Origin of the sequence: Paenibacillus sp. FSL H7-0943 (assembly GCF_037963265.1) — a bacterium.
Taxonomy (GTDB): Bacteria; Bacillota; Bacilli; order Paenibacillales; family Paenibacillaceae; genus Paenibacillus_AQ; species Paenibacillus_AQ odorifer.
Genome location: NZ_CP150148.1, coordinates 6590882 through 6616442, shown reverse-complemented (window position 1 = coordinate 6616442; position 25561 = coordinate 6590882). Strand labels below are relative to the sequence as shown.

General features: G+C 48.1%; 22 protein-coding genes. 16 read left to right on the top strand and 6 right to left on the bottom strand.

All coding sequences use genetic code 11. From position 1 onward, the window contains the following. The first annotated feature begins 49 nt into the window (after nucleotides 1–49). The gene (locus NSQ55_RS28955; protein WP_038573732.1) at nucleotides 50–724 is read left to right on the top strand and encodes a response regulator transcription factor; all 675 of its coding nucleotides are present in this window, start codon (nucleotides 50–52) and stop codon (nucleotides 722–724) included. After that, a complete protein-coding gene (locus NSQ55_RS28950; protein ID WP_076181958.1) occupies nucleotides 721–2085 on the top strand; it encodes a HAMP domain-containing sensor histidine kinase in 1365 nt (454 codons plus the stop codon). The genes NSQ55_RS28955 and NSQ55_RS28950 overlap by 4 nt, the downstream gene beginning before the upstream one ends. A gap of 206 nt (nucleotides 2086–2291) precedes the next feature. Here the strand turns inward: NSQ55_RS28950 and NSQ55_RS28945 are convergent, their stop codons facing one another. From NSQ55_RS28945 to NSQ55_RS28935, 3 genes are all read right to left on the bottom strand, one after another. Then, nucleotides 2292–3113: a class I SAM-dependent methyltransferase gene (locus NSQ55_RS28945; protein ID WP_076181960.1), complete on the bottom strand. Its 822-nt coding sequence runs from the start codon at nucleotides 3111–3113 to the stop codon at nucleotides 2292–2294. 157 nt (nucleotides 3114–3270) lie between these two features. Continuing rightward, nucleotides 3271–4122 carry a 1,4-dihydroxy-6-naphthoate synthase gene (locus tag NSQ55_RS28940; RefSeq protein ID WP_339170375.1) on the bottom strand — a complete coding sequence of 284 codons (852 nt, stop codon included), beginning with the start codon at nucleotides 4120–4122 and terminating at the stop codon, nucleotides 3271–3273. Beyond that, nucleotides 4122–4817 (bottom strand): futalosine hydrolase, encoded by a 696-nt coding sequence (locus tag NSQ55_RS28935; protein WP_339170373.1) that lies wholly within the window; start codon nucleotides 4815–4817, stop codon nucleotides 4122–4124. Before NSQ55_RS28935 ends, NSQ55_RS28940 begins: the two co-directional genes overlap by 1 nt. A gap of 281 nt (nucleotides 4818–5098) precedes the next feature. Between NSQ55_RS28935 and NSQ55_RS28930 the strand changes: the two genes are divergently transcribed. From NSQ55_RS28930 to mprF, 8 genes are all read left to right on the top strand, one after another. Beyond that, nucleotides 5099–5569 (top strand): MarR family transcriptional regulator, encoded by a 471-nt coding sequence (locus tag NSQ55_RS28930; RefSeq protein ID WP_339170371.1) that lies wholly within the window; start codon nucleotides 5099–5101, stop codon nucleotides 5567–5569. Between the two features lie 194 nt (nucleotides 5570–5763). Then, nucleotides 5764–6612, top strand: a complete 849-nt coding sequence (locus tag NSQ55_RS28925; protein WP_076191707.1) for a neutral zinc metallopeptidase — start codon at nucleotides 5764–5766, stop codon at nucleotides 6610–6612. A gap of 115 nt (nucleotides 6613–6727) precedes the next feature. After that, nucleotides 6728–7129 carry a DoxX family protein gene (locus NSQ55_RS28920; RefSeq protein WP_036682076.1) on the top strand — a complete coding sequence of 134 codons (402 nt, stop codon included), beginning with the start codon at nucleotides 6728–6730 and terminating at the stop codon, nucleotides 7127–7129. Between the two features lie 17 nt (nucleotides 7130–7146). Further along, complete coding sequence (locus NSQ55_RS28915) at nucleotides 7147–8097, top strand: ring-cleaving dioxygenase (protein ID WP_076305812.1); 951 nt, start codon at nucleotides 7147–7149, stop codon at nucleotides 8095–8097. Then, nucleotides 8094–8714, top strand: coding sequence for an alpha/beta hydrolase (locus NSQ55_RS28910; protein WP_076124044.1), 621 nt, complete (start codon nucleotides 8094–8096; stop codon nucleotides 8712–8714). Before NSQ55_RS28915 ends, NSQ55_RS28910 begins: the two co-directional genes overlap by 4 nt. A 164-nt stretch (nucleotides 8715–8878) precedes the next feature. Continuing rightward, entirely contained in the window at nucleotides 8879–10102 is a 1224-nt protein-coding gene (locus tag NSQ55_RS28905; protein WP_339174636.1) for a multidrug effflux MFS transporter, read from the top strand. Between the two features lie 115 nt (nucleotides 10103–10217). After that, nucleotides 10218–10568, top strand: coding sequence for a FlxA-like family protein (locus NSQ55_RS28900; RefSeq protein ID WP_076099710.1), 351 nt, complete (start codon nucleotides 10218–10220; stop codon nucleotides 10566–10568). A gap of 366 nt (nucleotides 10569–10934) precedes the next feature. Then, entirely contained in the window at nucleotides 10935–13601 is a 2667-nt protein-coding gene (gene mprF / locus NSQ55_RS28895) for a bifunctional lysylphosphatidylglycerol flippase/synthetase MprF (RefSeq protein WP_339170364.1), read from the top strand. A gap of 48 nt (nucleotides 13602–13649) precedes the next feature. Here mprF and NSQ55_RS28890 read toward each other — a convergent pair whose 3' ends face one another. Both NSQ55_RS28890 and NSQ55_RS28885 read right to left on the bottom strand, forming a co-directional pair. Beyond that, nucleotides 13650–15122 (bottom strand): alpha-amylase, encoded by a 1473-nt coding sequence (locus tag NSQ55_RS28890; RefSeq protein ID WP_076191713.1) that lies wholly within the window; start codon nucleotides 15120–15122, stop codon nucleotides 13650–13652. A 141-nt stretch (nucleotides 15123–15263) separates the two neighbouring features. After that, nucleotides 15264–16856, bottom strand: coding sequence for a histidine kinase N-terminal 7TM domain-containing protein (locus NSQ55_RS28885; protein ID WP_339170362.1), 1593 nt, complete (start codon nucleotides 16854–16856; stop codon nucleotides 15264–15266). Nucleotides 16857–17137: 281 nt separating this feature from the next. Here NSQ55_RS28885 and NSQ55_RS28880 point away from each other — a divergent pair, with 281 nt between their 5' ends. From NSQ55_RS28880 to NSQ55_RS28855, 6 genes are all read left to right on the top strand, one after another. Further along, complete coding sequence (locus NSQ55_RS28880) at nucleotides 17138–17920, top strand: ABC transporter ATP-binding protein (RefSeq protein ID WP_339170359.1); 783 nt, start codon at nucleotides 17138–17140, stop codon at nucleotides 17918–17920. A 2-nt stretch (nucleotides 17921–17922) separates the two neighbouring features. After that, nucleotides 17923–18735, top strand: coding sequence for an ABC transporter permease (locus tag NSQ55_RS28875; RefSeq protein ID WP_051491222.1), 813 nt, complete (start codon nucleotides 17923–17925; stop codon nucleotides 18733–18735). After that, entirely contained in the window at nucleotides 18735–19652 is a 918-nt protein-coding gene (locus NSQ55_RS28870) for an ABC transporter permease (RefSeq protein ID WP_081391780.1), read from the top strand. The genes NSQ55_RS28875 and NSQ55_RS28870 overlap by 1 nt, the downstream gene beginning before the upstream one ends. A gap of 136 nt (nucleotides 19653–19788) precedes the next feature. Continuing rightward, entirely contained in the window at nucleotides 19789–20889 is a 1101-nt protein-coding gene (locus NSQ55_RS28865) for an ABC transporter substrate-binding protein (protein ID WP_076181976.1), read from the top strand. Between the two features lie 104 nt (nucleotides 20890–20993). Continuing rightward, entirely contained in the window at nucleotides 20994–22457 is a 1464-nt protein-coding gene (locus NSQ55_RS28860; protein ID WP_339170353.1) for a CoA-acylating methylmalonate-semialdehyde dehydrogenase, read from the top strand. 31 nt (nucleotides 22458–22488) lie between these two features. Then, complete coding sequence (locus tag NSQ55_RS28855) at nucleotides 22489–23847, top strand: aspartate aminotransferase family protein (RefSeq protein ID WP_339170350.1); 1359 nt, start codon at nucleotides 22489–22491, stop codon at nucleotides 23845–23847. Here the strand turns inward: NSQ55_RS28855 and NSQ55_RS28850 are convergent. Beyond that, nucleotides 23822–25510 carry a PucR family transcriptional regulator gene (locus NSQ55_RS28850; RefSeq protein ID WP_076124031.1) on the bottom strand — a complete coding sequence of 563 codons (1689 nt, stop codon included), beginning with the start codon at nucleotides 25508–25510 and terminating at the stop codon, nucleotides 23822–23824. The genes NSQ55_RS28855 and NSQ55_RS28850 overlap by 26 nt on opposite strands. Nucleotides 25511–25561: the final 51 nt, after the last annotated feature.

Sequence of the window (25561 nt, the reverse complement as noted above, 5' to 3'; positions counted from 1 at the left end):
TATAATATAGTATAATAGTAAGAATGGACAACAGGAAAAGAGGAAACGAATGCCTACTATACTGGTTGCTGACGACGATGCGAACATTCGCGAACTTGTCTGTTTATTTCTCCGCAACGACGGATTCGAAACAGTTGAAGCTGTGGATGGCAAGGAAGCGCTCGCCGTATATGCTGGAACACATGTCGATCTTGTCGTGCTGGATATTATGATGCCAAATATGGATGGTTGGATGCTTTGTAAGGAGCTCCGCAGAGCTAATCCTGATCTTCCATTACTTATATTGACTGCCAGAGGCGAAACCTGGGAGAAAGTGAAGGGCTTCGAATTAGGCACGGACGATTATTTAACTAAACCGTTCGATCCGTTAGAGCTGACGGTTCGTGTTAGGTCATTGCTGAAACGATATCGGATTGGCTCCACGCAGATGATCCAAATTGGCAATGTCATCCTTGATCGGCAGACCTATAAGGTGATGAAAGGTACGGAGTCATTTCCCTTACCCCTTAAGGAGTTCGAGTTGCTGTACAAGCTTGCTGGAACCCCTGGACAAGTATATACGCGCGAGCAGTTGATCGATCAAATTTGGGGAATTGATTATGCTGGAGATGATCGGACGATTGACGTGCATATCAAACGCCTGCGTGAACGGTTTGCGACTACTCCTGATTTTCGTATTGAGACGGTGCGTGGACTTGGCTACAGGCTTGAGGTGCATGAATGATCAGATCTATATATACACGCGTTGTTCTGACCTTCCTAGCCTCCGTAATCGGGGGCACAATCATTGCTTTGTTTGTGGCAACTTGGGTATTTGAAGACAAACTGAAAGAGAACATGCGAATTCCCTTATTGCATTTTGGACAGGATATAGTCAAAATTTACGAAACCTTTCCATTACGTGAAGCCAACTCTTTCGTAAGTGGGATGAAGCAGCTTGATTCCTACTATATCCGAATATTCGATGAAGCGGGTAAATTCCAATCTTACGGACTTAATGGGCACAAGCCGGTCCCTGTAACTATGGAAGAAATAAAAAAAGTTCTCGCAGGAGAAGTTTATCAACCTCATAACAGGAATACTTCTGCGCTTCTCCTAGGCTTGCAGTTGAGAACGGAAGACGGCACCAAAGCGATGTTTGTGGAGACGCTTAATCCCCCTTCCGTCACTGCCAGAAGGAATTTGATATTAAATTTCTTGCTCTATTCATTGATAGCTGGAAGCCTCTTGATTCTGGTAGCTGCGATGTTCTTAGTCAGACCGATCAAGAAGCTAACCAAAGCGACTAGACGAATAGCAGCTGGTGATTTCAACGTCGAGCTGAATATTAAGCAAACCGGTGAGCTAGGTACCTTGGCTCGCAGCTTTGAAGAAATGATGCACGATCTGCAGCAGCTTGAGCAGATGCGTAAGGAGTTTGTATCTAATGTGTCGCATGAGGTCCAGTCTCCGCTCACCTCAATATCTGGTTATGCGATTGCGCTCAAGCGAGTAGATCTTGCAGAACAAGAGAGAAATCGTTATCTTGATATTATTATCGCTGAAGCAGAGCGGATGTCTAAAATGAGCGACAGCCTGCTGAAGCTGAGTTTATTAGAATCGCAGTCACAGCAGCTACGGCTAATTACATTTAACCTGGACGAACAGATAAGAAGAGTAATAGTAGCGATTCAGCCGCAATGGTCGGCTCGTAATATCAGCTTTGACCTTGATCTGAAGCCTATTATCCTACTGGCTGACTACGACCTGTTAAGTCAGGTATGGACCAATCTCCTTGGCAACAGTATCAAGTTCTCTAAGGATAACAGTGTAATTAACGTCAGCCTCAAACAAGATATCAGCAATGTGACCGTTCGGATATCAGACACTGGCATCGGGATTTCACTTGAGGATCAGCAACGTATATTCGAACGGTTCTTTAAGGCTGATCGATCCCACAGTCGTAAATATGGTGGCAGCGGGATGGGACTTGCCATTGTTAAACAGATCGTATCGCTTCATAAAGGGGATATCCGCGTGGAAAGTGAACCCGGCCAAGGAACGACCATCATCGTCACCCTGCCAATTATATCGCCGACAGAATAATCAGTTTCCAAGCGGTACCTTGCGAGAGCTTGAACGCACCCGCATTCTTCATAAAACATAAAGTGCGTAACCTGTTGCTGAAAGTATTAGGAGCAATAGTGATCGTGGAGAACCTCAGGGTTCATGGAAGAAGTTAAATAAAAAAGAAGAAAACGCTCCGAACTCCTCATATGAGGGGGCGGGGCGTTTTTGGTTGCGATCGAAGATTATTTGATGCCGATTCTCATTCGGTAGCTGATTAGAACCTCTAATGTTCTGCCTTTAAAATGCTGTTCAACTGCGGCGGTGTAATCGGCGATGTCTTGCTCAAGCAAGGTAGCGTCTAGTTTCATTACGGTTTGCACTCCCCCTTGACTTAGGGTTAAACCAATATATCGCTGGGCATCGCAGGACTCTAGGTTGTGGAATACGATTTCTCTGGCAAAAGAGAAGGCCCCACTAGCTTTGATCCGTGACAAATGACCTTCTTTGTCCCATTTATGTGCTCTCTCCTCATTAGGTAAAAGCGAAGCCAGCAATTCTTCTGTTTTGGAGATCAGCTGGTTGTATCGTTCTTCTACATTTTGCTGAAGAGATAAAGGCCAATCGCAATCGTAGGCGGCAAAGACTCCGCCTTTTTTTAAGACCCGGGAGATTTCTTGCAGTGTACTTTCAGGATCCATCCAGTGGAATGATTGCGAGCAGGTAACTATGTCTACACTATCTGATGCAAGCGGAAGCTGGTTAGAGTAGCCTTGCACAAAAGTAATTGATTGGGGTTCTTCTAATCTGCTAAGTTTATCGATTGCTTTTCCCAACATATCTGGATTGGGTTCGATACCGATTACGCGTTCTGCGACATCGTTCCAGAGAAAAGTAGACAAACCCGTACCGCAGCCTATATCTGCGACGAGTGAAGGGGTGGTACCTAGGTAATCTGTTAGCAATTTGATAATCATCTCAGGGGCTTCGGGACGGTAGCGGTCATATTCATTTTGAAAGCCCAAAAAGCGGTCGATGTTTTGTTTGCTGTTTTTTTCAGGTATCATGTGATCCTCCCTCATAGATCATGTTTATAGGTCTATTGTATAATCACTGGTTCGATAAGCCAAATAATGTCTGGCTGGAAGGCTACGTAGAATAAATAAAATCCCCGGAGAACACCTTATAGGTGTGGCCGGGGATTGTTAAACTATCTGGTAAATGCTAACGAAGCAGTGCTGGATCGATTGCAGGCACAAGTCCTTCTGCCGCAGCACGATTAAGCAGGGCAGAGATTGCGGCATAGCCGTCATCACCCAGATTCATCGAGAAGTCATTCACGTAGAGATCGATGTGGGATTTAGCCACTTCAGGAGCCAACTCTTGAGCATGGCTAAGCACATAGTCTCTGGAATCCGTTGGATGATCCCACGCATACTGAAGAGAGCTGTGAATCCAGCCGGTGATAGCATCGGCATCTAAATCACGGCGGGCAATGATAGCGCCGAGAGGAATGGGCAGTCCGGTATCGCTTTCCCACCAGCTGCCTAGATCAGTCAGCATATTAAGACCATAAGAGGCGTAAGTGAAGCGGGCTTCGTGAATTACCAGCCCTGCATCGATATGGCCATCCCGTACGGCAGGCATAATCTCATCGAAAGGCATTACGACTATTTCGCCGATGCCTCCAGTTACATTTTGTGCTGCCCATAATCGGAAAAGCAAATAAGCCGTAGAGCGTTCGCTAGGTACAGCAATCCGGCGTCCGGCTAGCTTTTCTGGGCGTTTGACCGCATGGGGTCCACTTGCTGTAAGCAGCAGCGGGCCGCAGCCGCGTCCTAAAGCACCGCCGCATGGCAGCAGTTTGTACCGCTCCAGAACCCAAGGCAGAGCAGCGTAGGAGATTTTGAGGACTTCTGGTCCTTCTCCGTCAGCAGCCAGCGTATTGGTAATATCAATGTCGGCATAGGTTACATTCAGCTTAGGTGCATTCGGGACAAGCCCGTGCGCCCAGGCATGAAATACAAAGGTATCGTTAGGGCAAGGGGAAAAAGCGATATTAAGCTCAGTTGTCATTACAGCACCTCCAGTAATATAGCGGCTGCCGCCGTTAATGCTTCCATTGCATCACCGATCTTCCAAGCGGCCCGGTCGCGGGGACCGACCGGGTTCGAGATGGCGCGGAGCTCCAGTACCGGGAGCCCCAGCGCCTGAGCGGCCACGGCAACTCCGTGGCCTTCCATCGCTTCCGCGACGGCATGGGGATGCCGCGCGAGATGGGCGGCGGCCGTCTCCGCGGTGCCGGTCGCCGTCGAGACCGTAAGCACGGTGCCCGTGCTTACGGGTAACCCGGCCGCAGCCAGCGCGGCCGAAACCGCTTGCACCGTGCCGCGGTCAGCCGGCACGGACACGCTGCCGAAGCCGAGCTCGGCAGCGCTGCGGAAGCCCTCCGGCGTCTCGGCCCCGAGGTCGGCGGCAATCATCTCGCTGGCTACAACCAGCGAGCCTAAAGGCGCCAGCCCCGGGAATCCGCCGCCGATCCCGACGCTCAATACGCAGCCGTAAGAACCGGCTGCGAGTGCCGCGGCGGTTTCCGCCGCCGCCGCTGCCGGCCCTGCGCCGGCAGCGATAACATGGAACCTGTCGCTGCCTTGCAGGCCGCGCAGGACCGCGTCACGCTCCGCGTCTACGGCTGTCACGATCAGCACGCGTCGTGCTCCAGCCTGCCCCTCCATAGCTTCTTCGGTAGGGGTTGGATTGAACGAACTCATCAGGTCGCCTCCTTTAGGGTATTGAAATCGCTTACTAAAGAGTCATTCGTAAAGACAAGAATACGCCCTTTTATAGGTCAGGTCAAACTTGGGGTGATTTTTATCACTCCCTGTAAAGTGTCATAGGAAAACTTACCGGTCTCTAGACGGAAGTAACTTTTTTAGCGATGAGGTTGACAAGAAGGATGGGAAGTCGTATAGTTATCTTAACTTAAAGATATTTAACGTAAAGACAAATAAATGGATTGAATACAAGTTTGATTGAAGTGGAGGTGGAATTGATGAGTGATAAACAAGTAAACTTGCGTAATACAGAGAGTGCACCTGACGAAGAACAAGCCGCCTCACTGAAATTGTTTGTAGTCTTATCTAAGGCTTATAAAAGCCTAATGGATCATGCGGTGAAGGATATGAAGAGTTATGGCTTGGCTTCGGCTGAATTCATGGTGCTTGAAGTACTTTACCATAGAACGCGGATTCCGCTGCAACAGATTGGGGAGAAAATTCTCGTTACGAGCGGAAGCATTACCTATAATATCGACAAGTTGGAGAAAAAGGGACTGCTGAAACGTGTACCCTGTAGCGAGGATCGCCGCGTTACTTATGCGGAGATTACGGATGCAGGTCGTGAAATGTTTGATGAGATTTTCCCTCGTCATGTAGCCTCAATTCATGATTTGATGGGTGGATTAGATAAGGAAGAGAAAGTCCAGGCTATCGAATTAATGAAAAAGCTTGGCAAAGGTGTATAGGCGCTGCGAACATGACGAATAACTAGGCGCTTCTATAAGGTTGGAAGTAGTTCCTCCATCCTCATTCTCCCAACTCCAGTAAGTATAAGTGAAACCCTGCTTTTTTGGGTATATCACTAATAAGATATTTAACTTAACGAAGCCAGGTAGCCATTTACTTAAGATTACCTGATATTTCGACTGGGGGCTTGGCCATGAAATGGCAGGGAAGAAGAGGGAGTTCGAACGTGGAGGACCGCAGAGGCATGAGCGGCGGCGGCAAGATGATTGGTGGCGGGATCGGAGGAATTATCCTTGTCCTGGTCATCACGTTACTCAGTGGAGGCAATGCCGGGGATATCCTGGGAAGTTTGACTTCCACAGGCTCCAGTTCAACGGCCCCTTATGAACAGACCGCAGAGGAGCAAGAGCTTGCGGAGTTTGTATCGGTAGTTCTTGCCGACACAGAGGAGGTTTGGGGTGAGATTTTCCAGCAGCAGGGAATGACCTATACGGACCCCACCTTAGTGCTATACAGTGGGAGTGTAGACTCTGCTTGCGGAACAGCTACCTCGGCAGTTGGTCCCTTCTACTGTCCGGGTGACGCCAAACTATATATTGATCTGAGCTTTTATGATGAGTTGCAGCAACGCTTCCACGCGCCGGGCGACTTCGCCATGGCTTATGTCATTGCCCATGAGGTTGGACATCATGTACAGACATTACTAGGCACCTCGAAACAGCTCGATTCCCTTCGCCAGACGTTGAGTGAGAAGGAGTACAACAAATATCAGGTTCGTTTTGAGCTGCAGGCTGATTATTTGGCCGGTGTCTGGGCCAATCATGCTCAGGGTATGAATCTGCTGGAGGAAGGCGACTTAGAGGAAGCTCTGGCAGCTGCAAGCGCCGTCGGCGATGATACGATTCAGAAGCAGGCTCAGGGCTATGCAGTGCCGGATAGTTTCACTCACGGTACCTCAGAGCAGAGAAAGCGCTGGTTCTACAAAGGTTTTAACTCGGGTACGATTAAGGGCGGCGATACGTTTAACGCCTCCGAGTTGTAGATAGAAGAGGAAAGAGGAGAGCAGCCCATAGGTTATTCCGGTTCGCCGGGCGCTCTTTTTTACCCAATATCTTAACATTAAGATAATTAAATCAAAGGAATAGGGGAAGGTAAAAATGATAAGTGTAGGACTGTTATTAATGAGATTGGTGATTGGGCTTGCTTTTATAGGACATGGCGCACAAAAGCTATTTGGATGGTTCGGAGGTTACGGTCCGAAGGGTACGGGAGGCTGGATGGAGTCCATCGGAATCAAACCGGGTGTGACTATGGCGATTTTAGCAGGGATTATGGAGCTGGTGGGCGGATTTATGTTCGCGGCAGGACTGTTAACGCCTGTTGCAGCGGTGTTGATCGCTGCCACGATGCTGGGGGCAATCGTTAAGGTTCATGCTCCAAATGGTTTCTGGTCCACTTCGAACGGGATTGAGTTTCCGCTCACGGTTTTGGTATTTGCGGTAGGTGTGGCGCTTACGGGACCAGGTTCGATTTCTCTAGATGCATTGTTTTTTAACTAAGAAGGGAGTTTATAATAATGACACTTCAAACTGCAGGAATACATCATATTACAGCTTTTGTCGGAGACGCTCAGCGCAATGTTGATTTCTACGCCGGGATTCTGGGCCTACGGCTCGTGAAAAAAACGATTAATTTTGATGCTCCAGAGGTCTATCATTTATACTTTGGGAATGAGCAGGGTTCGCCGGGAACGATTATTACATTTTTCCCTTCGCCTGTAGGGCGTAGAGGCAGAATCGGCAGTGGTCAAGTTGGCGTAACGATCTACGCAGTGCCGGTCGGTGCTCTGCAATTCTGGGAACAACGCCTTGCTGAATACGGAATTTCGGTTACAAAAGGAAGTCGGATCTCTGAACCCTATTTATCTTTTGCTGATTACGACGGTCTGCGGATTGAACTGGTGGAACGTGAGGAAGGCCCGCTCAGTAAGTGGTCCTTTGGTGGGATTCCTACTAAATACGCGATCAAAGGTTTTGGCGGGGCTGTGCTATATAGCAGCAATCCGTTGCAAACAGCTGAGACACTTGTTCATACGCTGGGTATGGAACATATTGCTGACGGAGATGGATATACTCGCTATAGAACCAATGGGGAGCTAGGTAATATTATTGATTTGAAGACATCACCCGTTCCGCTCGGAGCGGGAGGTGCAGGGACAGTTCATCACATCGCGTGGCGGGCAAAGGATAATGCAGAGCAACTGGAATGGTCGCGCCATGTGCAGAGTCATGGGCATAGACCTACACCCGTTCAAGACCGTCAGTATTTTAATGCGATCTATTTCCGTGAAAGAGGAGGAATCCTGTTCGAAATCGCTACAGATCCTCCAGGGTTTGCCCGTGATGAAGCCCCGGATGCGTTGGGTGAAAAGTTGATGCTGCCGTCCTGGTTTGAGCCGCATCGCGCGGCCATCGAAGAAAACTTAACGCCTATTCAAGTAAGAGAAATTGAGGTGAAGCAGGGATGATTCATGTATTCCGTAAAGGTAAAGATATAACTAAACCTACGTTAGTGTTGTTTCATGGTACAGGTGGTAATGAGCAGGATTTGCTGCCGCTGGCTGAGATGTTATCCCCAGATTCATCGGTGCTAGGTATACGGGGCAATGTGCTGGAGAATGGCATGCCACGATTCTTCCGTCGGCTGGCTGAAGGAGTGTTCGATGAAGCGGACTTAGTTTTCCGTACCCATGAGATTAAGCAATTTCTGGATGAAGCGGCAGAGAAATACGGGTTTGATGCCAACAATCTGGTAGCGGTTGGTTACTCTAACGGTGCAAACATTGCTGGTAGCCTTCTGTTTCATTATAAGGACATTTTCCGCGCGGCAGTGCTGTTGCATCCGATGGTGCCATTACGCAATGTGGAGCTTCCTTCTCTTGAAGGGGTGTCTATCTTTATTGGGGCAGGTACGAATGATCCGCTAATAACATCTACGGAAACTCAGGAGCTAGAGGGGATTCTGCAGAAAGCAGGCGCTGAGGTTACAACCCATTGGGGCAACCAAGGTCACCGCTTGAGTATGGCGGAAGCCGAAGCCGCCAAAGATTGGCTACAGGGGTTTAGTACATCTCAAAATGCATAAAACAATTAGGATAACCGCCTTTTGGCGGTTATTTTTAAGTTATTAGCCCCGAATGAGGCCTTATAAAAGGATTGATCATTTGAGTTCCTTTACGTTAGTATGAAGAATACAAAAAAAGGCCCCCGGGTTGCTTTAGAAAGGTTGACGTAAGGATCATGATTGGAATGCAAAATGCTAATAAACTTGCTGCAGATGGACCCTCAAGGAAGCAGAGATTGCAACTTGCTGTTATTCTGGGCTCCATTACAACCATTGGGCCGTTATCGATTGATATGTATTTGCCGGCGCTGCCTACACTTGTCGACGATTTCGGTACGACGGCTGCTTTGGTGCAGCTAAGTCTCACCTTCTTTTTATTGGGACTGGCCTCAGGTCAGTTAGTAGCTGGACCACTGAGTGATGTATATGGACGTCGCCGTCCACTGCTTATAGGGATGTTCATCTATGCCGTTTCCTCAGTGCTATGTGCTTTTAGTCCTTCGATTGGACTTTTAATTGTTTTGCGGTTTATTCAAGGTCTTGCTGGTTCAGTGGGTGTAGTTGTCTCTAGGGCGGCTGTGCGTGATCTGTACAGTGGCTCTGAACTAACGAAATTTTTCTCTTTATTGATGATTGTTAATGGTCTGGGTCCGATTTTGGCTCCAGTCATTGGAGGCCAGCTCTTAAGAGTGACTACATGGCAGGGGATATTCCTCGTATTATTTGCTGCCGGAATTATCTTCTGCTTGACGATTCTCCTGCGCTTGCCTGAGACATTGCCGAAGGAGCGGCGCTCCAAGAGTGGGTTGAAGGGTACTCTGCTTACCTTTAAGGTGTTACTTGGCAACCGCAAGTTTATGGGTTATGCCTTGTCCCAAGGTTTTGTTACAGCGTCTATGTTCGCTTATATCTCAGGGTCATCTTTTGTTTTGCAAAATATTTTTGCAGTTACTCCGCAGGTATACAGTTTGATCTTTGCTGTGAACGGGATTGGGATTATTATTACAGGTCAAATCGCCGGCAGACTAGCTGGTAAGGTGAGTGAGACGAAGCTACTGCTTAGCGGGTTGCTGCTCTGTACAACGGGGGGCGTCTTGCTGCTGCTTACGATCCTGGTAGGGGGAGGGCTGATCCCTATTCTAATCTGTCTGTTCGCCGTTGTCTCCAGTGTGGGGATTGTCGGAGCGACCAGCTTCTCACTTGCGATGCAGGACCAAGGAGAGGCCGCAGGCAGTGCTTCGGCTTTAATCGGACTGTTACCGTTGCTGCTTGGTAGCTGTGTAGCACCGCTTGTGGGTCTTGGGGGCGTAGACTCAGCCCTTCCGATGGCAATTGTGATTGCCTGTACGGGTGTTCTCTCTATTCTGTCTTATTTTCTGTTGGTCAGACGGGTGAATTCCAATTCCTAACAGTTTATCCTTATAACCTTGAAAGAGAGCAATACTTTCAGCAAACTTTCAGCGGGTTTTAACGTTCCTTATCTGCAAAAGGATTATATTGGAGGTAAGGAAGGGAGGGATGATTATGAGTATATCCGCAGTCTCAGGTTCTACATCGTATACTACCTCAACGTCTAGTACTACAGATACCAGCGCGCTCGAGAAACAAAAAGCGAAGCTGGAAGCCGAATTGGACAAGATTGATGCCAGCTCGGATGACGCGAAGACTAAAGAAACGAAAACGAAACAAATTGAGCAGCAGATCAAGCAGATCGAGGCACAGATTTCCCAGAAGTCGCAGAGCAGTGCTTCCGCAGCAAGCAGTAGTGCAGAAGCACCTGCCAAACCTGCAAACAACGCGCTTGCTGCGGCGAGCCCGCAAGAGATCGCTACCGCAACAACGAATAGCCAAGGCAGATTTGATATTCGTGTGTAAACCATACTAAGTCGTGTTACATAACAAAAAGGGCATCCTTTGCCGTGAGGGATGTCCTTTTTGTTATGTATTTTTAAGTTTAGACTACAATTTAAATGTTCTTTTATCACATTGTTGGCCAATACTAGAAAGATACCCTAAAATAAAGTTCCGTCATATTGATCTGTCCGGCTTCGTAATATATTAACTATGCTTATCCTCATTTCCCAAAAAATTTTTAACTGTTGCAGGGGTTAGGGATTTGCTGGCAGTCTAATAGAGTAGGTGTTGATTATCACGGGTCTTCTATTCCAAGAATTGCTATAATGGACTAGTTGTAAAAATTGTCTAGCACAACGTGTGTCAGCGGTAAAGGCAGGTGGGCTCATGCATTCAAAGCAACAGACATTAGAAAGATTCAAAATTGTAAGACTGATCTTATCTATCTATCGGATCCGGGCGGTCAGAGCCCTTTTTCCAGTGGCTATCATAGCGTTCGTATACTGGGAGGGACAACATGAGCTGAAGCAGGTTCATTTAGGACTTATAATGCGTGAACTAAGGCGAGTACCTACGTCTGCTATTTTGCAAATGATTGGTTTTGCACTTCTTTCCGTAGCTGTTATGAGTGCTTATGATTATTTGATTCGGGCACATTTTCGTTTAAAAGTAGGGCTGTGGAGTACCTTTCGGTATGCATGGATTGCTAATACATTTAATAATTTGATTGGGTTTGCAGGACTGGCTGGAGTTGGTTTAAGGACGCTGCTGTATAAAAAAAGCGGAGTGCCGACCTCCGTGCTAACACCCGCCATTGTATTTCTGTCGCCGCTTATGATTACCGGGTTATCACTACTTTCATGGGCGAATATCTTTGGTTTACTCCCGGCAACGGCTTTGCTGGAAGAACATCGCTGGCTGGTATTTGCAGTATGGGGTATGGCGCTTTATTTGCCGGTTTTTGTGTTTGTGCAGCGCTCATCGCTTTATGCTAAATGGATTAACCGGGGAAAAGGCAGAACATCATGGCTTACAGTCGTTAACTCCGTCGGTGCTTCCTTTCTGGAATGGAGCTTTGCTGGCGTGACGTTTTGGACCATCAGCAGCCATCTCTTGGATGAGGTCCATTTTATAGCTATCTTTGGTATATTTACGATTGCTGCTATTGCCGGAATCTTGAGTATGGCACCCGGCGGTATCGGTGCATTTGACCTTATCGCCTTGCTCGGGCTGACACAGCTTGGCTACCAGACCGATAAGGCGATGGCGGTGCTTGTCATCTTTCGATTGTTTTATTATGTCATTCCTTGGTTGATTGGATTGGTGCTGGCTGCACTGGAAATTGGTCTGCAAGGAAAAAAGGATCAAGATCGTTCAGTTCCAGGGTTCGAACCCTCTCTTAACAAATGGCAGAAGATCTGGGGCTGGCCGGGTCAGTATACCTTTCTGAGCGATCTTGGGATGTGGGCTCTTGGCAAGCTGGTACTAGCTAGCGGGCTTATTCTCTTACTATCTGCAGCAGTACCCGGATTGCTGTATAGGTTGAAGATTACGGAGGAAATATTGCCGTTTCCGGTAATGCAGCTTTCTCATCATCTGTCTGTCCTTATTGGTTTTATGCTGATTTTATTGTCGCGGGGCATTACATTGCGGGTCCATAGTGCATATGTATGGACTAGCATACTTCTGTTTATTGGATCATTGTTTGCAGTCACTAAGGGTTTTGATTATGAAGAGGCGCTTTTGCTACTTATAGTAGCGCTTATTCTTTGGATATCCAGATCGCGGTTTTATCGGATTAGTGCGCCAATCAGCAGACAAAGCGCGATCCGGTGGTTTGCCCTCACTTCAGTAATTGCACTAAGCTACTATCTGATGGGCTGTTATGTACATCGTGGATTTCTGAAGCATCTGCCTCCGGGTGTACAGCCTGAATGGTTGCAGCGATATAGTCATGTTGCATTTACGGCAGTGGGAGGATTGGTCTTGTCTTGGGTACTGCTCATAATGTGGGTAAACCTCAGGCCCCATCATAAGGAGAACGAGCTGTTCGGGACCTTGGATGTAGCTAAGCTGAAACATTTTCTAGATGGAGTTCAAGGCAATACCTTAACTCATACTTTGTTTTTGGGTGATAAGGGCTTCTTCTGGGCTCAGAACGATAAAGTGCTGCTCGCTTTCGCCAGAGTTAGGGATAAACTCGTTGTGCTGGGTGATCCGCTGGGAGAGAGAAGCTTAATAAGTGAAGCCATCAGTGAATTTAGACAAGCTGCAGATCAGTATGGTCTGGTTGTAGTTTTCTATCAAGCTTCACCTGCTTTTTTATCGGTCTATCAGGAGCAGGGCTATCGCTTTTTTAAGCTGGGTGAAGAGGCAGTGATAAGCCTTGATAACTTTGCACTCAGTGATCTGAAGAATGGTGATCTGCAAAGGGTAAGCGATCGTTTTGAACGGGAAGGCATGATTGTTGAAATTACAGAAGCGCCGCATGCTGATAGTTTGCTGAGAGAACTGCGAACGATTTCGGACGAGTGCTTGAATGGCCGAGCGGAAAAGGGTTATTCGTTAGGGTGGTTTAAGGTCGAGTATCTGCAACGGGCTCCCATTGTGGTGCTGCGGAACACCAAAGGTACAATACTGGCATTTGCTTCTATTGCCCCAGGGTATGATCAAGGATTGACCCTGTCCGTAGATTTGTTGCGCCAGCGGAAGAATGTGCCAAACGGGACGGTAGATTATTTATTGGTTTGTATGCTGGAATGGGCGAAGTCCAAGGGGTATCGGCTTTTTAATCTAGGCAACACTCCTCTATCATCCAGTGGGGGTCAGGACCCCGGAGCTCTGAAGGAGGAGAAGCTGGCTCATCAAGTGTTTAATAGAGGTGGGCATGGGCATGGTTACGGTTTTGCCAGATTGCGTCGTTACAAGGAAAAGTTCAATCCAGAGTGGGAGCCGCGTTACTTAGCTTATCCAGCGTCCCTAACATTACCCGTCTTAACGCTGGATCTGGTGAGGCTTGTATCCCGCCATCCGGAGCATAAAACGAATAACTAAAAAAAGGTGCCCAACGCCAAATGGCGTTGGGCACCTTTTTAATCAGGTTTACTTCTTGTCAGCTTCTGCATCTGGCAAAGCCCAGACGGAGACGCTGCCGCCATTGACCGGGAAGGTCGCCCAACCATCTTTTTCAATGGTTATGGTGGCTTTATGGTTATGGGTGAAATCCACCCATGCTTCACCGGCGCGATGTTCTCCTACGAACATTCTCTTCTGGCCATTCTCACCATTACTGATCACAACCGCACAACCGGAGTGTTCAATATCCTCCACGCCGAGCCGTGTCCAGCCAATCGTGTTAGGATGATCGAAATAATCCTTCTGTTCACCATAAGCTTTGTGATAGCGGGTATACAGCAGAGGGTCAATCGCATCTTTTTTACCTGCTACAGGTGTTGGTCCTTCGATCCCATAATAATCCCCGTAAAAGACCACAGGATATCCATCCCGTCGCAGCAGGATAAGCGCGTAAGCACTTTGCTTGAACCAATCATCTACCCAGGATTCCAGGGCTTCGTGAGGCTGAGAATCATGATTGTCAACGAAGGTTACAGCATTGGTGGGATGGGTCTGCACCAGTGTGTCATCAAGAATTTTGGTCAAATCATAGTTTCTGCCCTCCAAAGAAGCTGAATGCAGCTTATAGTGAAGGGATACATCGAAGAGGTCAATTTTATAATCGACGGTATTCAGAAATTGTCGACAGGACTCTAAGTCGGAATTCCAGAATTCACCGACGATATAGAAATCCTTCTCGCATTTATTAAACATCTCTACCGCGAATTCTTTAACAAACTCATGGTTGATATGTTTGATGGCGTCCAAGCGGAAGCCGCTGCAGTGGAGGGTATCCACCAGCCATTTTCCCCATTGGATCATTTCTTTTTTGACTTCCGGATGGCTGTAATCAATATTAGCGAACATTAGATAATCATAGTTTCCGAACTCGTCGTCAACATTCTGATTCCACGCTTTATTCTCGCCTACTATACGGAATACGCCGGTTCGCTCTTCTTTGGCGTCAAAGTCAGTGCCGTTAAAATGATTGTGATTCCACTTAAAGGCAGAGTGTTCATTCCCGCGGCCAGGGAAGGTGAATTTTGTCCAGCCCTCAATCTCGAAAGGTTTCGAAATTTCTTTCATCCGATCATTGGGGTCGACCTCGATGACTTGGAATACTTCCTTTTCATCCGCGCCAGCCTTATGATTCATCACCAAATCAACGTAAACGGCGATGCCATTCTTTTGACATTCCGAAATTGCGTTGATCAGTGCTTGTTTGGTGCCATATTTGGTGCGTACCGTACCTTTTTGGTCATATTCGCCCAGATCGTATAGATCATACACGCCATAGCCTGTATCGTCAGCGGAGACGGCCTTTGTCACAGGAGGTACCCAAACAGAATCAATGCCTACGGCTTTTAGCGCGGGTGCAGTTTCTTTTAAGCGATCCCAGTGTTTCCCGTCCGCAGCAACATGCCATTCAAAAAACTGCATCATTGTATGGTTCCTCATTATTTCTTACGCCTCCATATCCCATCAAGCAAATTTTACTCTCAACACTCTGATTAGTTTTTCAGATAACTCTTATTAAACTTAAAAACAGACTATGAAAAATAAGGCCAGTTGTTGAATGCGCAGGAAGGGACATGATTGTCATTAAACAGGCTTGAAAAGAATGATTTCTGACCTTTGGGAGAGATGCACAGCGTTGCGTCCATTCCGTTTGGAGCTATACAGAGCATGGTCGGCTTCAGATAGCAGTTCTTCTAGAGTGACCTCTGGATTTAGGGCCTCCACAACTCCAAAGCTTGCGGTCACATTAATGGGCCCGATGACGGTATATAAGGTGCTTTGTTCAATATCCGCGCGGATAGTTTCGCAGAGCAATGCTGCTTGCTTCAGTGACGTCTCTGGCAGACAGATCACAAATTCCTCACCACCATAACGGCCAAAGAGATCTCCCTCCCGCAGATGTCTGCTGCACACCTGGACAATATGCTGTAGAGCTTGATCTCCATATTGATGCCCATAGCGGTCATTAATGCTCTTGAAGAAGTCCACATCCAGCAAAATCATAGATAATGAGCTTCGCAGGCTGGCAGCCCGGGCAAGCAATGCTTGACTCAGCTCCAAAAAATAGGAGCGGTTATAGATACCCGTTAGGCTGTCCATCGTAGCCAATTGACGCAGCTTCTCCTGAAGCAGTATTCGTTCAGTCACGTCAATCAGCATGATCATCTGTCCTGCTATGTGCCCTTCTTGTTTCTGTACCGGAGAGGAGCGGATTTGATAATAGCAGATCTCCTCTGCTTTGTTCCAAGCCACTTCCCGTTCTTCGCGCAACAGTGGCTCGGCATCCATCACATAGGACAAGGCATCTTTGCCTGCGTTAAGAAACAATTGTGCTAGCGGTTTGCCAATCGATGAGGAGTTGAGCCCCTCTATCATATCCGCGGCTGCACGATTGTAATCGACGAGCATGTCCGAGCGGTCGGTGACAAGCACTCCCTCCCGCATGCTCTCGAACAGATTCTCACGAGCAATAGGTGCAGCCGTTAACATGCCCCGGGATAAAATAGCCCAAATATATAGGGAGGAGGTTAGGCTCATAATGATCGGGACGGGATCCATTCCGTAAGGAGTCAAGCCTATCAGATACAAAAAAGCGCCGAGGGTTGGAAGGCTTAACCCGATTATTATTGTGATGATCTGCCTGCGGTATACCCTTTTCATCCGGTTCCACTGCCATATCATGAGGCAAATGGCTGCCAGCAGACAGCCGAAAGTAAAGCTGCCGTGAACGATATACCAAGGTCCCATCACAACATCAACGAGTGGGGTGGGCGTATTTTCCCGTAAATAAATGGATTTATAGAAGAGATGATGGTAATCATTGGTCCAGACCAGCAGCGTTGTAATGAATGGAATGATAAATAACGCCGCCCGTATGCCTTTTTTAAACAGCGTCTCCAGCCCAACGAAATGGATCACCATGATTAGACTAGCCGGCGCAATAAAGGGCATCCCCAGATATTCTAACTTAATCCAGAAGCTGATTTCCTCCAGAGTTTTCCCCGATAATTCTAATGCGAAACCGAAGGTGTAAATAGCAGAGGTAAAGGAGCTTATAACAAAAGCCCTGATTCCTAAGAAATCAGTTTTTTTATAATAGGCGAAAAGGGCTAGTAAGACACTCAGCACACCTGATATAGCAACAATTACAATATAATTCGAGATTATAGATCCCATGGGTCTATTGTCACCTACCGAGGAAAGATATGGATAAATATTACCACATATCTGCGGATATAAAAAAAATACTTCGGGTTTGTGGTCAAAAAAATGTCTCCTAGACAAAATGACGCAATTTAACAGGAGCTATTTTACTAATTGTCTAGTGAGAGTCCAGTGAGCAGCGTGTAACATGTTAGTTAATACTACATGCAACAGAATTTTTCTTTATTTTATCTAAATAGCGTCAGTTTATATAACATTATAAACATGGCTTATTTTGAAAAGGGGGGCTGAGGATGTCATCACTAGCGACAAATATTCCTGAGATTCAGCTGGAGAATGTTGAAATGCGTTATCGGACAGAAGCTGCGGAAGTGCTTGCCCTGCATCAGGTGAGTCTTGATATTGCAAAAGGGGAGTTCGTCTCCCTGCTCGGACCTTCCGGATGTGGCAAAACGACGCTGCTTAGACTGATGGCCGATCTCATAGCACCAACAGGCGGGAACATTGTGGTAGCTGGGAAAAGTGCCAGAGAAGCCAGGCTGGCGCAAAAATATGGCATTGTTTTTCAAAGTCCAGTGTTATACGACTGGCGAAAAGTGAAGCATAACATCACATTGCCACTGGAGCTGATGGGGGTAAAGAAGTCATTCCGTGAGGAAAAGGCGATGGAGCTTCTTGATCTGGTGGGGCTGCAGAGCTTTGCGGATAAATATCCGTGGCAGCTCAGCGGCGGGATGCAGCAGCGTGTAGCGATTGCCAGAGCACTATCGATGGAGCCGGAAATTCTGCTCATGGATGAGCCGTTCTCTGCACTGGATGAATTTACGCGTGAGCGATTGAATGAAGAGTTATTGTCTGTCTGGAGTAAAGTGCAGAACACGATTGTTTTTGTAACTCATAGTATTCCTGAATCTATATTCCTCTCTGACCGGGTGTTTGTTCTTTCCCCGCATCCAGGTCGCTTGTCCGCTGTGGTCGAAATTCCTCTGCCACGTCCGCGAACGGCGGAAATGAGAAATAGCCCAGAGTTTTTCGAACTGATCGCACGTATTCGCGACAGCTTCGAAGGGGTGTAGTGATGAAAGGGGGCAGTATCTTTGTGCGAGGCCGTCTGCTGCCGTTGTTCGTCTGGATTTTTGGCCTGCTGCTAGTCTGGGAAGGGACTTCCTGGATGCTGCTCCATGTGGTGGAGACGCCGTTAGCACAGTCCAAGCTGCCATATGTTCATGAGGTGTTAGCTACCTTATGGCAGTATGGAGGCACGCTCTTGAAGGAAGGGGCTGCGACCTTCGGTAATGCTGGTGTTGGCTTCCTGATTGGAGCGGTAGCTGGTGCCTCATTGGCGGTGCTGATGAGTTTGTCGAAGACAATAGAGCAATTAACTTTTCCTTATGCTATTGCCTCGCAGATGATTCCGATTCTGGGGTTGGCACCCATCATCTACGGGATTGTGCGCGATGAGCAGACCTCGCGGATTATTATTTCGGGGTATATCACCTTTTTCCCCGTGGCTCTGAACATGCTGCGCGGCTTGCGGAGTGTAGATCCATCAGCGCTCGAATTGATGCATTCTTACGCGGCGAAACCTTGGGCGGTCTATTGGAAACTCAGATTCCCGGCGGCTTTGCCGGGTTTGTTCGGTGGGCTTAAGATAGCTGCCCCACTTGCTGTGACTGGAGCTATTCTGGTGGAGCTTATGGGTGCCCAGCATGGCATTGGTGTAATTATGCTGCGCAATCTCTATTATGGAAGCTCTCACACCTATATGTTCTGGTCTACGGTGATTGTGGGTGCCTTGCTGGGAATCGTAAGCTACTGGTTAATCAGTCTGATAGAACGCCTGGTAACGCCTTGGCAGCCTGAATATCGTCCGAAAGGAGGCAGCCGCTAATGGAAACTAACTCCGTTCGGGAGACCACGTTTATAGGCTCTACTGGTAAAGAAATGGCTCAGCCGGCGCTAACGGCTACACCAAAGAATGCTGTAGCCGTTCCGAAACCTGCGGAAGCTACGGCGAGTCGCGGCGGCTCACGAATGCTGAAGAGGATATTTAGCGCAGGGGTGCTGCTGCCTGTACTGGCAGGTCTGTTATTTCTTGCACTATGGGAATTTCAATTTTTTCATAAGATCTTTGATCTGAAAAAATATCAACTCCCGCTGCCTACAGCCATCGCCGAAACCATGCGAGATAATTTCAGCTTGTTGCTGTCCTATACCGGATACACTCTTGCTGAAGCTGTGCTGGGAATGTTGGCTGGTTCTGCTATCGGCTTCCTGATCGCTTTAGTCGCGACAGCTTGGCCGCGCTGGGGGAGTGGAAGCTTGACGCTGGTTGCCGCCCTAAATGCTGTGCCTATCGTCGCCCTCGCGCCCATCATGAATCTGTGGTTTGGAGATGGGATAGGCTCACGAATTGCCATAGTAACCGCAACTACAATGGCAGCGATGGCGATCAACGCCTATAAAGGTATGGCGGCGATTGATCCATTGGCGCTGGATCTGATGCATTCTTATGCGGCGGGTAAACCGGCGGTATTCCGTTATCTGCGGATTCAGAGCAGTCTGCCCTATGTATTTACAGCACTCAAGATTAATGCTACTGCCAGTATGATTGGTGCCATTGTTGGGGAATTCTTTTTCTCCTCAAAAGGGCTTGGATATCTGCTCTCCAATTCCATTAAAGTTGCCAAAATGCCACTGGGTTGGTCCTGTATTGTGTTGGCTGCGATTGCAGGCGTGCTCTTCTATTTAGTGGTTGAGCGGCTGGAGAAAGTATTCATTAAGTGGCATCCTTCGCAGCGTACTTAATCTTACCCTCATTACATCCGGCCATAGTGGGAATGGAAAAGAGAAACCGCCCACGGCTGTATGCATAAACGCACCACGATGATTGTCCATACTGTGCTTGTTACAAACTTAAATTACGATAGGGGGAGTTCGATTGATGAACGGGAAAAAACGCAAATTTCGTGGTGGTTTGTTGGCAATCGTGATGATGTTGAGTGTTTCTTTAATGGCGGGTTGCGGTGGCAACAATAATAACTCGGCAGCTGAAGCTACGACTGCCCCTGAAGCTTCAGCAGCTCCTGAAGCAAGTGCTGCTACTGAACCGGCTGCTGATCCAGTTACAGTGAAGCTACAGCTGAAATGGGTGCCGCAGGCGCAATTCGCTGGGTATTTTGTGGCGCAGGATAAAGGATATTACAAGGAAGAAGGCTTGGATGTAGAAATTCTGCCAGGTGGGCCTGATATCGTTCCGGAACAGCAAGTGGCAGGTGGCTCCGCAGATATCGGTGTGGGTTGGGTAGCCAGCTTGCTGCCGAGTCTTGAAGAGGGAATGCCGCTGGTGCAGATCGCGCAAATCTATCAAAAGAGCGGATTGGTCCTGGTCTCCAAAAAAACTGCTGGCATTAATTCAGCCGCTGATCTTAAGGGTAAAAAAGTCGGCAACTGGATGGGTGGCAACGAATTTGAACTATTAGCGTTATTCGATAAATATAAGTTCGATCCGAATAAGGATCTAAGCTTTACGAAGCAAGGGTTCACGATGGATCAGTTCTTGGGCGATCAGATCGATGCGGCCTCAGCGATGACTTATAACGAGTACCAAGTGGTGTTGGAGTCAGGCATTAAGGCTGAGGATCTGAATGTCATTGACATGAATACAGAAGGCGTTGCAATGCTTGAGGATAACTTGTTCGCGAATAAGGAATGGCTTGCGGAGAACAAAGAGACTGCGGCAAAGTTTGTGCGTGCCTCCCTGAAGGGCTGGAAAGATGCAATTGCTGATCCTGCAGCTGCCGTGGACAGTGTGATGAAACAAGCGGAAGACGGCAGTACGACGAAGGAACATCAGCTGACAATGATGACTGAGGTTGCCAAGCTGATTCTGCCTGAAGGCTTTGACAGTGCCAAGATGGGATATACCGATGCGGCGGCGTTCCAGCAAACCGCTGATATTTCGCTTAAATTTGGTGTCATTAAAGAACCGGTTAAGGTAGATGAGGCTTATACGAACGAAATCGTAGAAATGGCGGCAAAATAACTAACTGAGCTTAATGTTATAGTGGATGGCCGCCTGATCTGGCGGTCATCTATTATAATCAGCAGTCCATCAGTGCAACTGAAACAGAGAAAGGGGTGCGAGCTATGTCTCTCCTAGTAACGCAGGCTGAAAGAGTTAAGAATTATGTGAATGGAGCTTGGGTAGAATCGTCGTCCGGGCGAGATGAAGAGGTTTATAATCCGGCGACGGGTGAAGTGATTGCTTATGTGCCCATTTCTAGTAAGGAAGAGCTGGGTGCGGCGGTAGAAGCGGCTGCGGCGGCATTTCAAGCGTGGAAAAGGGTCGCTGTGCCGCGTCGTGCCCGCTATTTTTTTCAATATCAACAGCTGCTGGTAAAGCATTGGCATGAGCTGGCCGAGCTGATTACGCTGGAGAATGGCAAAAGTCTGGAAGAGGCGCAAGGTGAGGTGCAGCGTGGAATTGAGTGTGTGGAATTTGCCGCAGGCATCCCCACGTTGATGATGGGCAGCCAGCTTCCGGACATTGCTACCGGAATTGAATCCGGGATGTACCGTTATCCATTGGGGGTTATCGGGGGGATTGCCCCGTTTAATTTTCCGATGATGGTTCCTTGTTGGATGTTTCCGCTTGCCATCGCTTGTGGAAATACCTTTGTGCTGAAGCCTTCTGAACGGACGCCGCTGCTGGTTAATCGATTGGCAGAGTTATTTGCCGAAGCGGGCTTTCCTCCAGGTGTACTGAATGTGATACATGGGGCGCACGAGGTTGTGAATGGGATGCTGGAGCATGATGAAGTGAAGGCGATTTCGTTCGTCGGTTCGCAGCCGGTTGCGGAATATGTATATAAGACAGGGACAGCGCAGGGAAAACGGGTGCAGGCGCTAGCTGGAGCCAAGAATCACTCGATTGTGCTGCCTGATGCGGAGCTGGACAATGCGGTCAAAAATATCATTGCGGCTTCCTTTGGCTCGGCAGGTGAGCGGTGTATGGCTTGCTCGGTCGTAGTGGTTCATGAGGATATCGCTGACGAGCTAGTGAACCGTCTGGCTGCGGCTGCGGATGAGCTTAAAATTGGTAATGGCGCGGATGATGGGGTGTTTTTGGGTCCGGTAATTCGTCAGTCGAATAAGGAGCGGACTCTTTATTACATTGAGACTGGTGAAGCTGAGGCAGCCAAGCTTGTGAGAGATGGGCGGAAGGATGCGGCTACGGGGGGTGCGGGTTATTTTATCGGGCCGACGATATTTGATCATGTACAGCCGGGAATGACCCTCTGGAAGGATGAAATTTTTGCGCCGGTATTGTCTGTGATTCGTGTGAAAAGTCTGAGTGAAGCGATTGCGGTAACGAATCAGTCCCCATTCGCGAATGGGGCGTGCATTTATACAGATAGCGCAAAGGCGATCCGTGAATTTCGGGAAGAAATTGATGCAGGGATGTTGGGTGTGAATCTGGGTGTGCCTGCCCCCATGGCATTTTTCCCCTTCTCGGGTTATAAGAAATCGTTCTATGGAGACCTGCATGCCAATGGCCGTGATGGGGTGGAGTTCTATACGCGTAAAAAGATGATCACTGCCCGTTATTAGAGAAAATGAGCTGCTGAGAGGAGAAAATGTTATGCAGATTCTGGGGAACGATAGTGAGCTTGCGGTGAAGAAGGATCAGGAATATTTATGGCACAACATTACACCTTATAGTGAAAAGAACCCGCCTATGATTGCCGCCTCGGCAAGTGGGTCGTGGATTACAGATATACAGGGCAATCGATTTTTGGACGGGATGTCTGGCCTGTGGTGTGTAAATGTGGGATACGGGCGCAAGGAGCTGGCGGAAGCTGCTTACAATCAATTGCTGACCCTGCCATATTTTCCTCTGACACAAAGTCATCTCCCGGCGATTGCGCTGGCGGAGAAGCTGAATGAGTGGCTCGGAGACGATTATGTGATCTTTTTTTCCAATAGTGGATCGGAAGCCAATGAGGCTGCTTTCAAAATGGCCCGCCAGTACCAGCAGCAAATCGGCCAGCATTATCGCCATAAATTCATTGCCCGTTATCGTGGGTACCATGGCAGTTCACTTGGGGCATTATCTGCAACGGGCCAGGCCCAGCGCAAATATAAATATGAACCGTTGGCGGGCGGTTTTCTGCATGTAGCTCCCCCGGACAGCTATCGCCGCCCGGCTGGGATGACTGTGGAAGAATTCAATCTCCAGTGTGCACAGTCCATAGAGGATATGATCATCTGGGAAGGCGTGGAGACGGTAGCTGCGGTGATTATGGAGCCTGTAATTACGGGTGGTGGCGTCATTGTACCGCATCAGGTTTATTTGGATCGGGTGCAGGAAATCTGCCGTAAGCACGGTGTGTTGCTCATTATGGATGAGGTGATTTGTGGATTCGGACGTTCTGGACGTAAGCTTGGTCATCACAACTTTAATGTGAAGCCTGACATCGTAACGATGGCTAAGGGACTGACTAGCGCTTATCTTCCTCTATCTGCCACTGCTGTTCGTAAGGATATCTATGAGGTATTTAAGGACAATAGCGATGACTATGGGCATTTTCGCCATGTGAATACTTTTGGTGGTAACCCTGCTTCCTGTGCGCTGGCGCTGCGTAATCTGGAGATTATCGAGCAGGAGAAGCTGGTGGAACGTGCGGATCTTTTAGGTAAAAGAATAAATACAGAATTTACTGAGCTGCTTGATCACAAGCTTGTAGGTGATGTCCGCAGCTTTGGTTTGGTGACAGGGATTGAGCTGGTTGAAGACAAGGTCAGTAAGAAACCGGTTGATCTGAATATTGTGAAGGGGATTATTGCCGAATGTAAGTCCAAGGGGCTTATCATCGGTAAAAATGGCGATACCGTAGCTGGGTTCAACAACGTGCTTACCTTCGCCCCGCCGTTATCCTCCACGGATGAAGATATAGAATTTATTATCGATACCTTTAAATCTGTGCTGAACGGGGGCTAGGTAAAGTGATTTTGTCTGGATATAGAAATTGGTAAGCGCGCAGGGCGACTTGAATGGAGATCCGATTCTCTGGCTGCATGAAGTCTTCACCCAGTAGCTCTGTTATTTTGTCCAGGCGATAATAAAGGGACTGTCTGACAATGAATAGGTTTCGAGCGGCAATTTGTTTGGAACCATCATGATCCAGATAAACACGAAGGGTAAGCAGCAGCTCGCTGCCTTTGGTTTGGTCGTGGTCGATTAGCGGGCCGAGATAACTGCGAATGAAGTTCTGCAACGTTTTTCCGTCATTTAAGCTCAACAGCAGCTGGAATACACCCAGCTCTTCATAGAAGAGTAGTGACTTCTGGTAACAGGAGTATAACGACAATGCCTGTAGGGCTTCCTGATAACCGGAATAGGCTCGTTTTAGGCGCTTATGCGATTTGCTGACTCCAATGACGAGCTGCAAATCCTTGAGCTTCTCATCGGAGCGGATGTTCTGCAGGGCTTCAAGTGCTTGTTGAAGTCGCATTTTTCCAGGCATTTTCGATTGGATGTCAAGGGCGATGACGGTGAGGCGATTGTTCTTAAGGGTGATCAGTGGACGTAAAGAATATTTCTCAAAGATGGAACGCAGGATGAGCGAAAGGTGGAAGGTGATGGACTCCCATTCGTTCTCTGAGCTGTTCCATTTTACATCTCTGGGGTTCTTGATCTCTATAAGGCATACACGGTAAGGGAGCTCGTTGACTACGTTGAAATTAGAGCCGATCAGGCCCTTTAAGCGGTTATCATCTTCGATGCGGCCATTGATCAGCTCGTCGACCCATAGATTTTCTGAAAAAAGCTTACGCTCCTCCATATACCGCGTCCGCAGCAGCTCTTGTGCAATGGACAAAGAGGCGGAATCCAACAGCAGACAGTCGAACTCCTGTGGTTTGTGATTGCATACCATCAGAATGTAAGCCCAGGTCTGATCCAGCGCACCTACAGGCTTGAGCGCGATGGTCTTCTGTCCATATTCCCGGATATAGGGGGCGGCGTCAGGTTGAATTCCTTCCAGCTCGTCGCCGAAGGCGGTGAAAAAATTCAGCAATGGAGCCTGCTCTTCCGGCGGAAGTGCCGGAAAAAATAAGGGTTTGCCTTGCAGCTGCATATAGACAATTTGTGTGCGGGTACTTTTGCACAATAATTGCAGCACTTTCAGCGTTCCTTGTGAAGTTAAGGTCAGGCGGTGGAATTCACGTGAGATTTTTTCAAGTTCTTGGAGCATCCGGTGATGCCGGTTGATGATAATCGAGTGAAGATCCAACGTGATATCTACGAAACGAACCGTGCGGGTGAAAATGATTAGCGGAAAGTCATGCCTGTCGGCTAAGTCGATCATCTCTTGCGGGATGGTACTGAAATACGTACCTAACTCAATACATAGGCAAGCTGCATTTTTGTCGATCAGGTTCTGCATAAACTCCAAGGAGGAAGGGAGATCGACACTTGCACCAATCCCCGTAGTCAAAATCATTTCTTCGCCATGAATCAGAGTCTCGAAGTTGGCACTTTCCAGTACATGCACCCAGCGAATGGCACGGCTTAGGCCGCTTTTCCCGCCGATCACCTCGGCTTCTGCGAATAGTGGTCTTTTTAAAGCGTCACGAATGGTTAATACAAGCTCCCAATCCATAGGTACTCCCCCTCGATCTTCTGCGCTCTGGCCTTCGGCTAACGCCTTGTT